We start from the raw sequence: 14,805 nt of genomic DNA on the forward strand, positions 1-14,805 counted from the left end.
TTAATCCCCTCCCTGCTGTCCTGCCTGAACCGGCATAGCTTCACTTTTGTGTTCAACGCCATCCCCATAACGTGATTGAATAAAATTCTTAAATAACAACGCAAAGGCACTGAAATAGATTATCACCGCTGTTATGATTTCAGTAACCTGAGGCACAAAGTCATACAACTGCATATTAAACCCCCCAACCGTGAGGTATGCCACAAATATACCAGCAAAGATTATACCAATCGGGTTGCCCTGTCCAAGCAGAGCAACAGGAATGCCGTTGAAGCCCTCCTGCGCAAGTGTGTCAAGAACCTCAATGCCCTTGCCAGAACCGGCAAGATAAAGCAATGCACCACCCAATCCGGAGAGTGCACCCGCAATCATCATTGAAAAGATAATACAACGACGTTCATTGATGCCTGCATATTTAGCCGCATCAGGATTTAAACCACAGGCTTTCAATTCAAATCCAAACTGTGTCTTCTCCAAAATAATATAAATTATAATCCCTGCAATAATAGCAATAAAAATGCCGGCATTGACGCTTGACGAACTGTTACCAGCTCGGAAAATCTTGTCCAGCCCCATCTTTGGTATAATGGCAGTTTCGGCAACACGCTGGGACTGATTTTTTAAAGAATCAAAGACTGTATTGACTACAAGAATATTGACCATGTACATACCTATATAATTCATCATAATACACGAGATAACCACATTGACATTGTAAAATGCCTTTAAAATTCCTGGAAGTAATCCCCATAATGCTCCTGCCAACATAGCCATAATTAGTGCTACACACCAGTGTAATGCTCCAGGAAGGAACGTCCACTTTACACCAACATAAACGGCAGCAAAGGCTCCTACAATAAACTGACCTGATGCACCAATATTAAATTGTCCGGTCTTGTTTGCAAAACCAACCGAAAGTCCAGTTAAAATAATCGGTGTGGCCAGGTATAATACCTGTCCTAGATTTTTCATGTCTGTGACGCCACCAAACAAGATTGCATTAAAACCATTCAGGGCCTGTTGTGGATTGCTTACCAATATAATAATAAAGCCAACTATAAGTCCCACAATAATTGCTATTAATGAAGAAGCAACATTTGCTACACTTTCTTTGCTTAAAAACCGCTTTATTGCTGTGCTCATGCAACTATACCCCTTTTCGAGCCCGACATAAATAGGCCAAGCTCCTGCATTGTTGTAGTCTTTGGATCAAGTTCTGCTACAATCTCACCTTCATAAATCACGAGAATACGGTCGCTAACATTCATGACCTCATCTAATTCCAATGATATAAGAAGAATACCTTTGCCTGCATCGCGTTCAGCGATAAGTTTTTTGTATATATACTCAACTGCACCTACATCCAATCCACGGGTAGGCTGTACTGCAATCAATAATTCAGGGTCACGGTCTATCTCGCGTGCTATAATCGCTTTTTGTTGATTGCCTCCAGACATGCTGCGAGCAATTGTCTTCGCACCCTGTCCGCAACGGATATCGAACTTTTCTATTAGTTCATCAGCATATCTATATATTTCATCATACTTCAAAAAACCATGGCTTTGAAAGCGTGGTGTAAAATAACTTTGTAGAACAAGATTGTATGCAAGATTGTAATCAAGCACCAATCCATAACGCTGCCTATCTTCAGGAATATGTCCTATGCCGCCAATGTTGCGCTGACGAATTGAATCATCGGTTATATCCTTTCCATTAAGCTTAATTTTCCCACTTGAGGAACGAATCAGTCCAGTCAAAGCATAAACAAGTTCTGACTGCCCATTCCCGTCAATCCCTGCAATGCATACAATTTCTCCGGCACGTACATTAAATGACACATTGTTTACCACATTTTTACCGGTCACCCTGCTTTTAACCGTTAAATTCTCTACTTCCAGAATAACGTCTCCTGCACTCTTTTCCTCTTTTTCCACTATAAGGTCAACCTTGCGCCCGACCATCATTTCAGAGAGTTCTTCTTTTGTGGTGCTTTCAACATCCACAGTGCCAATACATTTGCCTTTACGCAATACAGTACAGCGGTCAGCAACAGCCTTAATTTCATTTAGCTTATGAGTGATAAACAAAATTGATTTGCCTTCCTTTACCAATCCCTTCATTATCATCATCAATTCATCAATTTCTTGTGGAGTTAATACCGCCGTCGGCTCGTCAAAAATTAATATCTCATTATTACGGTAGAGCATTTTGAGGATTTCAACCCTCTGCTGCATACCAACTGTAATATCTTCAATAAGTGCATCGGGATCTACCTTGAGACCATATCGCTCAGATAATTCAATAACCTGCGCACGTGCCTTATCCATTTTGAGAATTCCGTGCCGTGTAGTTTCAACACCTAAAATGATGTTTTCAAGTACTGTAAAATTCTGTACCAATTTGAAATGCTGGTGTACCATCCCAATACCAAGGCGATTTGCATCATTGGGATTGTTAATCTTTACTACCTGACCATTTTTCTTGATAACGCCCTCGTCTGGTTGGTACATGCCAAAAAGAATGCTCATAAGTGTCGATTTCCCTGCTCCGTTCTCGCCAAGAAGGGCATGGATTTCTCCCTTTTTCAATTGAAGAGTCACGTTATCGTTAGCGATGACACCAGGGAATCTTTTGGTGATGTTACACATTTCAATAATGTAATCCACTTCTTATTACCCCTTATTTTTTACGAATTTAAAATATGATATTATCTTGACTGTTAAATTATTGAACGGACCTTTTGTAAAAGTCCCTTCTGATTTTGGACCAAATCCTGTATCAAATCTATTAAATCAGGAAGGGCTCAGTGCCCCTCCTGTTTTTAAACACGGTATATTCTATTCTATAACCTTGACTGTTACCGCCGATGTTTTGAGATCGGTTACGTTGACAGGCTTGCCGCTTGCATCAGTGTCCTTCACAAGTTTAGATGCAATGCCGTCTGTGTCGTTGGCAAGTTTTGAATAGATTGCATCATAATCAGCCTTTGTGAATTTCCTAAACTTAGAGGTTTCCATCGGAAGACCAACACCATTGTTTTTAGCAGAGAAGATAAGGCTCTGTCCGCCGGGGAAAGTACCCTTATAGTATTGATCAAGCAATGCATAAACGGCCTCGCCCAAACCCTTCATTGCCGAGGTAATGACTGTGTCACTCTCATATGACTGATCAACGTCAACACCTATTACCTTGCCATTTGACTGTTCTGCTGCAGCCATTACTGAATTACCAACAGCACCACCGCAGGCAAAGATAACCTCTATACCCGACTGATACCAGGAAGCTGCCAGTGTCTGCACTTCAGGTGTTGCATCAAAACCACCGGTATAATGGTAGTTTAAAGTGATTGATCCAGGTGCAAGGCCCATTTCTTCAGCAGCAGCCTCTGCTCCCTGAATAAATCCATAACCATAACGTACAACTGCAGGAACAGCCATACCACCCATAAAGCCCAGTTTGGTATAACCATCCTTAACGGCCGCATAGCCTGCAAGGTAACCAGCTTGTTCCTCAGCAAACAGAACACCTACCGTATTCTTTTCGGTGCGATAATTGTAGTTTGCATCATGCGGATTGCCATCAATTAAAATAAAGTTTACATCCGGGTACTGATCCTGTGCAATGTATATTGGCTCTTCAAACAAAAAGCCCGGTGTGACAACAATCTTTGCTCCACCTTTAACTGCCAGGTCAATTGCGGTTAGATAAGCATCATTGCTCTTCTCAGTTGGTTTATAGTATTTGTGGGTGATACCCTTTTCCTCAGCATACTTCTTTACGCCTTCCCACGTACCCTGATTGAAAGACTTGTCATCAATAGTACCGATATCAGTAATCATCGCTATCTCAAATTTGCCATTATCTGAGGTTACAGTGCTATCGGATTTTGTTGTATTGTCCGATTGTGCAGAATTGTTCTGTGTTGTTCCAGCCGGTGAACCACAGGCAGCAAGCGAGAGCAACATAATTACCGTCAATACCAGAATCAAGATTTTCTTCAACTCAATCCCTCCAAATCATTTTAAATATTACGTAAATCTCCAGACAAATGCCAGATGTCACCCCTCAACCTACAAAATACCGCATTAAAATTCATGTAGACCTATAAACCTTTAACACGTACTAAAACTAATGCTATAAAATGCTTTCCTACCCCACCTATTCCTCCTTTTATCATTTTTTTATGAGTGTCAAGTTGTCTGACGTCTTATAGCCTACAGTTAATATTATTCGACGTATTTTTTTAAAATCCTTCTTGAATTTAAATATTTTTTATTTACATTACTATACATTTAGTTCCATTCCTACGGCTTATAGCTTTGCCGTTTTTTAGAATATTCCATCATGTACTCCATAGGTTCTGGTATACTTTTAATTTGATTTTTGTTAAAAAAATGATTTGTCTTTATTGCTTAGAATTATAGAGGAAATATAAAAAAATTGTAGAATGTATTATAGTGTAAACGTTTATATATATAAAGTTGGAGGTGGTGGAAAATTTGTTTAATTTGTATAAAACCTTATAACCAATAAGTGAAGGAGGAAAACCTATGGAGTGGCTTTTAAACATCAACAAGATTGTAAACGGCATAGTATGGGGACCACCAATGTTAATCCTCATAGTTGGCACCGGTATCTTCCTGACATTATATCTTGGGTTCCCACAGGTAACAAAGTTTGGCTACATCATGAAAAATACCCTGCTTAGGGCCTTTTCTAAAAAGACCACTGGTGAGGGCGATATAACCCCTTTTCAGGCAGTGGCAACAGCTCTGGCAGCTACAGTGGGTACAGGTAATATAGCTGGGGTTGCAACAGCTATTTTCCTGGGTGGTCCCGGGGCTATATTCTGGATGTGGCTTTCAGCATTCTTTGGCATGGTTACAAAGTACTCCGAGGTATGTCTCTCTGTCAATTATCGTGTCAAAAATCCTGATGGGTCATTTTCCGGCGGACCCATGTACTATATATCAAATGGGCTTAATGCAAAGTGGTTGGCATATATTTTTGCTGTATTTGGCGCATTAGCAGCTTTTGGTATTGGCAATATGGTACAGGCAAATTCCACTGCACTTTCACTAAAAGCAGGCTTTGGAATTCGAGAATTATATACAGGCATTGCGCTGGCAGTGCTAACTGGACTCGTAATAATAGGTGGAGTTAAGCGCATAGGTCAGGTAACCGAATATCTGGTACCTTTTATGGCTATAATATATGTTATTGGTTCACTTGTCATCATACTGCTACATATAGACAAAATTCCGGAGGCATTTGCCATGATATTTGAAAATGCCTTTACCCCTACCGCAGCATCAGGTGGTTTTGCCGGTGCAACCATCATGATGGGTGTACGTTATGGCGTTGCCAGAGGTGTATTCTCCAATGAGGCCGGTCTTGGCAGCGCTCCTATAGCTCATGCGGCTGCTACTGTGGACCACCCTGTAAAACAGGGTATATATGGTGTATTTGAGGTCTTTATGGACACTATAGTTATCTGTACTATGACTGCACTGGTTATACTGACAACAGGCGTATGGAACAGTGGAAAGACCAGTTCTGAGCTATCCATGTATGCATTTGAAACGGGACTGCCAGGCACGTGGGGTAAGTTTATAGTTGTAATTGGCCTGGCCCTGTTTGCATACTCCACAATTATAGGGTGGTCGTACTATGGTGAAAAGTGTGTAGAGTTTTTATTTGGCCCTAAGGCCAGACTCCCATACAGGATTATATGGCTTCCATTCATAGGAATAGGTGCTGTTGGCGGCCTTACAGAGCTCTGGAATCTCGCCGATACATTAAACGGCTTGATGGCCATCCCTAACCTTATAGGCGTCCTGCTCTTAAGTGGGGTTGTCCGTAAGCTGACTAAAGAATACTTTTCTACTCATTAAAATAAAAAAGAGGGCTTGCATTGCCCTCTCTCCTTTATTTTGCTATTATCTCCTTCACCTTCATAAGCCTTGCAGTGTTTGCCCTTTCATTTTCCTCTAACTTCATGTTAATGAACCTGATATTTTCCTCCAGCTGAGGTATCATTACATACTCTAAGGCATTCACCCGTCTCCTGGTCTTTTCTATTTCATCAGCCAGAAGCTGACAGGTCTTTTCTATCTCGGCCAACTCTAAAAGCTTTGGGAGTACATCCCCCATGACCTTTATCGCATCATCCAGTTCTGCCGAAGTTGTGGCCAGGCCATAGGATAACCCCTTTGATTTTTCTTTTTCCTTTAATGTTATTTTGGGGACATTTACACTCATTATATTGCGTGTCGTAACTTTTATGTCAATGCTTCTGGCAGGATAAATGAGGCTCTCCTCTATAATGTCAGGGCTCATGACCGCCCTGGCCATCAAAAAGTTCTTCAGTGCCTTTACAAGTTCAACCTCCACTTCTTCTCGTAACTCTCTATTCTTCTTCACAAGGTCCAGAAAAGACCGTATAAGCCCATCCTGTTTGTCCTTCAGCAGCTTATGCCCTCTTGTAGCCGTTTTAAGACGGGTCTTAAACTGCATAAGCTCCATCCTTGTCGCCCTTAAGCTACCCTGTTGAGGCATATACTACACCTCTTTCTTCTCGGGAAGGTACTTCTCGATATATTCATCGTGGATTCTCCTGAGCTCTGACTTAGGCAATATACTCAAAAGCTCCCACCCTATGTTCAAGGTTTCCTCTATTGTCCTGTTTTCATACTCACCCTGCCTTACATATTTATCCTCAAACTCATCGGAAAAACGCAGATACAACCTGTCCACATCGCTCAATGCAGACTCTCCCAGTATTACCGAAAGTTCCTTTGCATCCTTACCTGCTGCATAAGATGCAAAAAGCTGGTTCATCGTATCAGCATGGTCCTCCCTCGTCTTACCTTTTCCAATACCCTTGTCCTTAAGACGCGAAAGGGAAGGAAGCACATTAATGGGTGGATAAATCCCTTTCCTGTGAAGGTCACGGGACAATATTATCTGCCCCTCGGTAATGTATCCAGTAAGGTCCGGTATAGGATGGGTAATATCATCCTCAGGCATACTTAAGACAGGGATCTGTGTAATAGACCCTATCCTTCCCTTGATTCTCCCTGCTCTTTCATATATAGACGCCAGGTCCGTATACATATAACCCGGATACCCTCGCCTTCCTGGCACCTCTTTTCTTGCTGCAGAGATTTCCCTCAATGCCTCACAGTAGTTTGTCATGTCAGTCAAGATGACCAGCACATGCATGTCTTTCTCATATGCGAGATATTCTGCAGCTGTAAGGGCCATTCGTGGTGTGGCTATTCTTTCAATGGCCGGGTCATCAGCTAAATTCATAAAAAGTACTGCCCTGTCTATAGCTCCCGTCCTTTGAAAGTCATTTATAAAGAAGTTGGCTTCCTCAAAGGTTATACCCATAGCCCCGAATACAACAGCAAACTTTTCCTCAGCGCCTAAAACCCTTGCCTGCCTTGCTATCTGTGCTGCAAGTCTTGAATGAGGCAACCCTGAAGCTGAGAATATAGGAAGCTTTTGACCTCTTACCAGCGTATTCAGCCCATCTATAGCTGATATACCTGTCTGTATAAACTCTGATGGATAATCCCTTGATACAGGGTTTATAGGACTACCATTTATATCCAGTCTCTTTTCCGGCATTATCTTTGGACCATTGTCTCTCGGTCTGCCAAAGCCGTCAAAAACCCTGCCAAGAATATCCATTGACACCCCAAGTTCTATGCCCCTGCCTAAAAACCTTACCTTTGTCGTATTTAAATTAATACCTGTAGAACCTTCAAATAGCTCGATCAGTGCCTTATCTTCATTTACCTCAAGAACCTGACCCCTGCGCACTGAGCCATCCGCCAGCTCTATCTCTACCAACTCGTTGTATTTAGCACCTTCCACGCCTTCAACAAGCATCAGGGGGCCTGCTACCTCTTTTATTGTCTTATACTCCTTTGGCATTATTCTTCACCCCCAGCTTCATAGAGTTCCTCAATCTCCTGCCTTATCTCTCTCTCAATATCATCAAACTCATCCAAATTATCCTCAGAGATAAACCTCGCCCTTGCTATCCTTTCCATTACCGGAAGTGACGTTATCTTATTAAACTGCACTCCCTCGTCTATTGCCTTTGATGCCTCATGATAAAACTCCAATATAAGACCCAACATCTTCTTTTGCTTTATAAGAGAGGTGTATGTATCAACATCATCAAAGGCATTCTGATGTAGAAAATCCTCCCTTATTGACCTTGAAACCTCCATGACAAGCCGATCTCTATAGGAAAGTGCATCTATACCAACCAGCCTTACAATCTCTTGCAGCTCAGATTCTTCCTGTAAAAGACGCATGGCCTCCTGTCGCATATCAATAATCTCTTTACCAATGTTTTTCTCAAGCCAGTCCTTTATGTTATCTATATACAAAGAATAACTGGTAAGCCAGTTTATTGCTGGAAAGTGACGGCTGTATGCAAGTTGCGCATCCAGTGCCCAGAATACTTTAACAACCCTCAATGTGTTTTGAGTCACAGGCTCGGACAGATCTCCGCCCGGTGGCGATACTGCCCCTACAGCAGTAATAGAACCAATTCTGCCATCGTTACCCAAACATACAACCTTGCCAGCCCTTTCATAATATTCAGCTATCCTCGAGCCTAAATAAGCCGGATATCCTTCTTCACCAGGCATCTCTTCCAGCCTGCCTGACATCTCCCTCAAGGCCTCTGCCCACCTTGATGTTGAGTCAGCCATGATTGCAACACTGTAACCCATGTCCCTGAAGTACTCAGCTATGGTAATACCGGTGTAGATAGATGCTTCTCTGGCTGCAACCGGCATATTAGAAGTATTGGCAATAAGCACCGTCCTCTTCATAAGTGGTTCCCCGGACTTTGGGTCCTTGAGCTCTGGAAACTCCATCAGAACATCCGTCATCTCATTTCCTCTCTCACCGCAGCCAACATAGACAACTATCTCAGCATCTGCCCATTTTGCCAGCTGATGCTGTACCACAGTCTTACCACTGCCAAAGGGGCCAGGAATACAGGCTGTTCCACCCTTTGCCACAGGAAAGAGCATATCAATTACCCTCTGTCCGGTCACCAATGGCTCCGTGGGGTCGAGTTTTTCCTTTATAGGCCTTTTGTGTCTTACAGGCCATTTCTGCAACATAGTGATGTCCCTTACGCCGTCTGCCGTCTCAACCCTTGCTATGGTGTCAACCACAGTGAATTCACCGCTGCTTATTTCTTTTACAATACCCTCTATGCCATATGGCACCATTATCTTATGGACAACCAGGCTTGTCTCTCTGACTGTGCCCAAAATATCACCACTGACCACATGGTCACCAGGTCTCACTGTCGCTTCAAAAACCCATTTTTTACCATGATCAATCGGATCAGCTGACACCCCTCTTGTTATAAAGCTGCCGACCTTATCTTGAATTATTGTCAGTGGTCTCTGTATGCCGTCAAATATGGACTCAATAAGGCCAGGCCCTAGTTCTACACTCAACGGTTCCCCTGTGGATATAACGGGCTCACCAGGCCCAAGGCCTGAAGTCTCTTCATAGACCTGGATAGAGGCCCTGCCGCCTCTCATTTCAATTATTTCTCCAATAAGGCTTTCTTTTCCTACCTTCACCACGTCAAACATCTTTGCATCATCCAGGCCCTCGGCAACGACCAGTGGGCCCGAAACCATGACTATTCTACCCTCTTTCAACTTGTCTCTCCTTCCTTCCTAAATATTATATCCGTACCTATAGCTTTTTCTACGGAATACTTAAGTGAGGTTATGCCGATACCCCTACTGCCCTGATTATTGGGTATAAGGATAATTGAAGGAAGCGGTTTTGCACTAAACTCTTTTATGGTATCACCTATACGCTCAGCTATATTTTCTGTCACAAAGATAACAGCATAGTCCTTCTTCACAATGTCCAATAAAATCCTGTCCGGGTCATCATCTTCTTTTACAGGGAAAGTATCAATACCTAAGGCCTTAAACGCAAGTACTGTATCTGTGTCACCCATAACACCAATCTTATACATAGGCATCCCTTAACCTTTCTGAAATCAAATCTTTAGCTATATCATTGAGTTTTCCTACCATGACTATCCGCAAAAGCCTTGCCTCGTTTAACTTCCCTAATATAAAACCCCATATGGGTTTTGTGCCAAAGGCTGAAAACTTACCCTGCCTTGCATATTCAAGAAGATAATTATCGCACAGTCTCTCCATCTCCATGGAACTACCGCTTTCAAGCCAGGACTTTATCCCCTGCTCTGCAACCGACGCATAGTCGGTAAATTTAAACCTGTCAGCCAACCCTGCAAGCTGTTCATTAAAGATGTTATAGAAAAAATCTTTATCTAACCTGCCATGATCTAAGAGAACAGCCTTTAAAAAATCTATGGACTCATCCATCAGTTTTATCCTAATAAACGACCGTATATTTATAAGATCGATCTCTCTCTCAATATAGCCCCTTAAAAAGCTGTCTTCCCTTGCCATTTCATACAGATGCTCATACATAAATCTATCCATAGCAAAATCAATATAACCAGGTATCTCTGTTTGAATGAACAACTCCTTTGATTTCTCTATGGCAATCCTCAAATACTCAGGTAGTTCTGAAAAATCCTCATTCTTAAAACAATTATTTAATATTTCTGGCGAAATGGTGCCCATAGACGATAGATGGTAATTCTCACCATTAAAATTTTTTACCTTTAAAAGAACCTTGCAGTTTAAATAATCCTCCCTTACCCTAAAAAACCTTGTAAATGATGTACTGCCAGTTGCTTCATCCACAGTTCTGTAAACATCCTCAATATGTTTACCTATAACATTTTCAAAGTCATATGGAGAGTCATGTTCGTTAAGAAACTCACCATAGGGGGTTTCCTGAAGCATTTTATAAGCATCAAACGCATCAGCAGCATCAATCATTCTGTTTAATATGCTTTTATTCAACATCCTGTTCTCAAGCACCTTTATTTTGTTTATAGCAAAAAGATAATCTGTATCTCTTTTCATAAGATCATCCTCTATTCAAACAATATAGAGATTACATCAGGCTCTATCTCTTCCCGTTTCTCTTCAATAAGAGTCTTTATCCTGTAATTCTCCTCAATGCCTTTACTGGAAAGAATAAAACCCCCGTCTCCATCAAAACTCTCTTCTGACAGTTTTAATGTAAGCTGCTTGTTGTTTAACTTAAGGTATTCATTGGCCTTTTCAACGAAGTCTGGTATACCTTCCCTGTCCCTTTTAGAAAGCATAATCCACACGTTGCCTGTCAGTTCACTCTTCAATAAAAGCCTAAATAACAGCCCCATATAATCTTCTTTATTCATATTTATTAGCCTGTCGCTTGCCTCTTTAAATGCCCGGTCTATGAGCTCCTGCTTGGCAGTAAGCATTTCCTTTCTCATATCAAGCTGAGCCATAGATACCAGTCTCCTGTAATGCTCTTCTGCATCTCTTTTAGCCCTTGCCACAGACTCATCGAACTCTTTTTCGGCCTCTGCTTTTGCTTTTCTTAATATCTCATCATATTTTTCATTGGCCTCATCAAGTATACTTTTAGCCTCAATATCAGCATCACTTTTTATCTTTTCTAAGATATTATCAAGATTAAGCATAATGGCCACTCCCTTATATCCTTATGCCAAATACAAGCAGGACTGAACCCAAGAGAGACAACACTGCATATGTCTCAACCATAGCTGCATATGTCAAAGCCTTTGCCAATTCTTGAGGTCTTTTAGCCAGTATGCCCACACCACTGGCAGCAACCCTCCCCTGTGCTATAGCAGAAAACCATCCAACAATAGAGACCGGAAGAGCTGCTCCAAGGAAAAGGAGTCCTTGCCACGTAGTTAAAGGAACCATATTGCCTCCAAGCAAACCAATCTTCGACATTATTATGAACCCAGTTAAAAGACCATATATTCCCTGAGTACCCGGCAATGCCTGAAGCAACAGTGATTGACCGAACTTATCTGGGTCTTCCGAAATCAGTCCCGATGCACTCTCACCAACCAGACCTACACCAATTGCTGAACCAATACCTGGAAATGCTATGGCTATCGCTGCAGCAGCCAGTCCAAACACCTGTCCTAAAGTAATATCCATTTATAAACTCCTCCTTTTATTGATAGTTATAATATTTTAAAGATAACTTGAATGGACTAAACGGCTTGCCTCCGCCTTCATAGAATTTACCATAAAACTCCACATATTGAAGACGGCTGGAGTGGACATAACAGCCCAAACCACTGATGGCAAGGTTAAACACATGCCCGACAATTAAAATTATAAGCCCCAAGATGAAACCAAGCACTCCACCACCAAGCATTCTTGCCAGTGTATTCATCACCATAGCTATGACGCTTCCCGAAAGACACAAGGCAAGAAGTCTGGAATATGAAAGCACATCACTCAAATATCCAGATAAGCCATAAAGGCTTACCAGTCCTGATAAAAACTTCATTATAACTCCACGTTTGCTCCTACCTTGAGTAAGTACAAGACCCAAAGCACCTATTAAAGCCACAACAGTAGCTACCTTCATAAAGTTTGGGATAGCTAACATTAAAAGCCCTGTAAGAAATATCAACCAGAATCCCTGGTCAAAAATCGCATCTATTATATGCCCATTTTTTATGTTTATATAGGCTTTCATACCCAAACCGGTAAATATCTGAATTACGCCTAATGCAAGAGAAAATACCAGCATGGTCATAGGATCATTCAGAGGGTTAAACCACAGCGCAGGGATTCCAAACATGTCGCCAAACCATCCTCCAAATAAAGCTCCCCATATAGCGCTGGATATACCACACAAAAGAAGCAGATCCATCAATTTTTTACCTTGGCCTGATGGCTTTATAAGACGCTCGCCCAACCACATTAATACTGAAAGCATTATGCCATATCCCACATCACCCAGCATTATGCCAAAAAATACAAAGAAGAATGGCGCCATTATGGGATTTGGGTCTATCTCACCTTTATGCGGCAGGCTGAATAAATCTGTTATTAACTCAAAAGGTGTTACAAATGCATTGTTTTTAAGCAATGTTGGCGGGTTATCCTCTTCATCCGGATCTTTAAACTCTATATAACAATATGGGGACGCATCTCCAACAGATTTTTCAACATGTTCACGATAGGTTTCAGGTACCCACCCCTGTAAGCAGAATGTTCTTCTGGTCATAAGCAGATCATTGTACTTTTCAAATTTCTCTTTCTGAACATAATAATAGTCATAAAGCGCAGTAAACGCTTCCCAGTCTTTATCGAGCTCTTTAATATTTGCTTCAACCTCAGCTAAACCTTCATTAATCGCATCAATTCTCTTATTAAGACTGTTTATAATCTCTTCCGGTGTTCCTGACCCTTCATCTGTAAGGGCAGAAAATCCAAATTGCATCAATAAACCATTTGCACTTTCCTCTAAACTGTTCAGGTAAGATATAGCCATAAAGACGGTATTTCTCACCCGTTTTAATTCTCCATAACTAAAATAAGTAAGCTCTTCAGCACATTTCTGAAAATCAGGCAGATTTTTTGTTTCAATAGTACCGAGTTTTATGGTAGCGTATTTACCCCTGCCCAGTCTCCTGAGCGGAATACCTACATCCTTCCACGGTGTTAATACCTCTATCCTACCCTCCAACCTTGCCTTCTCGTTGTTTAATTCATTCTGCTTATTCTCAAGATTGTGAAGAGTTTTAATATCATCTAAATATCCCGCTTCACCCTTTAGATATTCATTAAAAACTTCATCATTAATTACTGGCTTTTGCTCGAACATTCCCCTCTTGTGGTCATTAAAATTCTTGAGGAGAGTAATGGCATAATTATACTCACTCAACCTGCCTTCTATCTCTGATAAACTATTTTGAGCAAAAGGTTTTTCTTCTTCCTCAGCTACTTCAATAATTTGAACTAGCCCAGATTTATGTAATGTATCTATAATCCTATCCATGTCATCCTTCAGCCCAACAAGGGTCATCTTCTTCATATTAACTACTGCCATATCATGTCACTATCCTTCCGACAATCATTTGCACGGCCTCGTCAATTCTGGCCTGGGCTTTTTCTACTGTTCTCTTCAATTCTTTTTCATGTTCCAACTTAAGCCTGTTAATCTCCTCAAAAGCCTTTTTCTCAGCCTCATCCTTTAACCTTGCAGCCTCTTTTTCTGCCTTTGTATTGTATTCAGCAACTATATCAGATGCTCTGCTATTGGCTTCTTTTAAAATCTCTTTAGCTCTTGTTCTGGCTTGTTTTATAACTTCCTCTGCCTCATCCTCCATTTCTCTGATATCTTTTACTATATCATCCAACCGTCTCACCTCCTAAAATAAAATAGCCCAAAAGGCTATATAAATGATAAATAATAAATAATAAATAATATATATAATATACTCATTCGACACCGACTCTTAAAATCCTTCTTTTTGCTAAAATCTTATCATCGAACATTTCACTATATTTTTTAATCACTTCTTAGATTATTATAGTAAAACCAAAAAGTTTTATATATGAAATTTTATACCTTTTTATGTTCAAAGTCAACTTATGTTTCCGGATCATATTCTCCTTCCACATATTTTCATTAACAGCTATTCAGCATAACCGTAGTCTTTTTAAAAGCAACTTATTTAGCTCATAAAGAGACATACGTCTTATTTTCCCCCTTTATTTCCCACTTCCGTTATAGCATTGGGTCCATGGTCAGAGCTGGATGGCCAACTTTTGTCAAAAATTCCACAACAGTATCCGGATCTGTGCCGACAGTCTC

The 14,805-nt window shown here is 41.1% G+C and carries 14 protein-coding genes; 1 reads left to right on the top strand and 13 read right to left on the bottom strand.

What is annotated here, in order from left to right:
• The 3 genes from FWJ32_RS10225 to FWJ32_RS10235 form a co-directional block, all read right to left on the bottom strand.
• Complete coding sequence (locus tag FWJ32_RS10225) at nt 1–1,143, bottom strand: ABC transporter permease (protein ID WP_149545855.1); 1,143 nt, start codon at nt 1,141–1,143, stop codon at nt 1–3.
• Nucleotides 1,140–2,666 carry an ABC transporter ATP-binding protein gene (locus tag FWJ32_RS10230; RefSeq protein WP_203227717.1) on the bottom strand — a complete coding sequence of 509 codons (1,527 nt, stop codon included), beginning with the start codon at nt 2,664–2,666 and terminating at the stop codon, nt 1,140–1,142. The genes FWJ32_RS10225 and FWJ32_RS10230 overlap by 4 nt, the downstream gene beginning before the upstream one ends.
• Before the next feature lie 171 nt (nt 2,667–2,837).
• On the bottom strand, nt 2,838–4,001 hold the full coding sequence (locus FWJ32_RS10235) for a BMP family ABC transporter substrate-binding protein (RefSeq protein WP_238988856.1): 1,164 nt from the start codon (nt 3,999–4,001) through the stop codon (nt 2,838–2,840).
• 549 nt (nt 4,002–4,550) lie between these two features.
• Between FWJ32_RS10235 and FWJ32_RS10240 the strand changes: the two genes are divergently transcribed.
• Nucleotides 4,551–5,894 carry an alanine/glycine:cation symporter family protein gene (locus FWJ32_RS10240; RefSeq protein WP_149545856.1) on the top strand — a complete coding sequence of 448 codons (1,344 nt, stop codon included), beginning with the start codon at nt 4,551–4,553 and terminating at the stop codon, nt 5,892–5,894.
• 34 nt (nt 5,895–5,928) lie between these two features.
• Here the strand turns inward: FWJ32_RS10240 and FWJ32_RS10245 are convergent, their stop codons facing one another.
• The 10 genes from FWJ32_RS10245 to FWJ32_RS13905 form a co-directional block, all read right to left on the bottom strand.
• A complete protein-coding gene (locus tag FWJ32_RS10245; protein WP_149545857.1) occupies nt 5,929–6,558 on the bottom strand; it encodes a V-type ATP synthase subunit D in 630 nt (209 codons plus the stop codon).
• Nucleotides 6,559–6,561: 3 nt separating this feature from the next.
• Nucleotides 6,562–7,944, bottom strand: a complete 1,383-nt coding sequence (locus FWJ32_RS10250) for a V-type ATP synthase subunit B (RefSeq protein WP_149545858.1) — start codon at nt 7,942–7,944, stop codon at nt 6,562–6,564.
• Nucleotides 7,944–9,710, bottom strand: a complete 1,767-nt coding sequence (locus FWJ32_RS10255; protein WP_149545859.1) for a V-type ATP synthase subunit A — start codon at nt 9,708–9,710, stop codon at nt 7,944–7,946. Before FWJ32_RS10255 ends, FWJ32_RS10250 begins: the two co-directional genes overlap by 1 nt.
• Complete coding sequence (locus FWJ32_RS10260) at nt 9,707–10,039, bottom strand: V-type ATP synthase subunit F (RefSeq protein WP_149545860.1); 333 nt, start codon at nt 10,037–10,039, stop codon at nt 9,707–9,709. Before FWJ32_RS10260 ends, FWJ32_RS10255 begins: the two co-directional genes overlap by 4 nt.
• A complete protein-coding gene (locus FWJ32_RS10265) occupies nt 10,032–11,027 on the bottom strand; it encodes a V-type ATP synthase subunit C (protein WP_149545861.1) in 996 nt (331 codons plus the stop codon). The genes FWJ32_RS10260 and FWJ32_RS10265 overlap by 8 nt, the downstream gene beginning before the upstream one ends.
• An 11-nt stretch (nt 11,028–11,038) precedes the next feature.
• A complete protein-coding gene (locus FWJ32_RS10270) occupies nt 11,039–11,635 on the bottom strand; it encodes a V-type ATP synthase subunit E (RefSeq protein WP_149545862.1) in 597 nt (198 codons plus the stop codon).
• A 13-nt stretch (nt 11,636–11,648) separates the two neighbouring features.
• Nucleotides 11,649–12,128 (bottom strand): V-type ATP synthase subunit K, encoded by a 480-nt coding sequence (locus FWJ32_RS10275; RefSeq protein ID WP_149545863.1) that lies wholly within the window; start codon nt 12,126–12,128, stop codon nt 11,649–11,651.
• A gap of 16 nt (nt 12,129–12,144) precedes the next feature.
• A complete protein-coding gene (locus tag FWJ32_RS10280; RefSeq protein ID WP_149545864.1) occupies nt 12,145–14,037 on the bottom strand; it encodes a V-type ATP synthase subunit I in 1,893 nt (630 codons plus the stop codon).
• Between the two features lies 1 nt (nt 14,038).
• A complete protein-coding gene (locus FWJ32_RS10285) occupies nt 14,039–14,347 on the bottom strand; it encodes a V-type ATPase subunit subunit G family protein (RefSeq protein WP_162523595.1) in 309 nt (102 codons plus the stop codon).
• 371 nt (nt 14,348–14,718) lie between these two features.
• Nucleotides 14,719–14,805, bottom strand: an 87-nt coding sequence (locus FWJ32_RS13905; RefSeq protein WP_420837953.1) for a hypothetical protein, incomplete at its 5' end; no start/stop codon positions are given.

Origin of the sequence: Calorimonas adulescens (genome assembly GCF_008274215.1) — a bacterium.
In the GTDB taxonomy this organism is placed as follows: domain Bacteria; phylum Bacillota; class Thermoanaerobacteria; order Thermoanaerobacterales; family UBA4877; genus Calorimonas; species Calorimonas adulescens.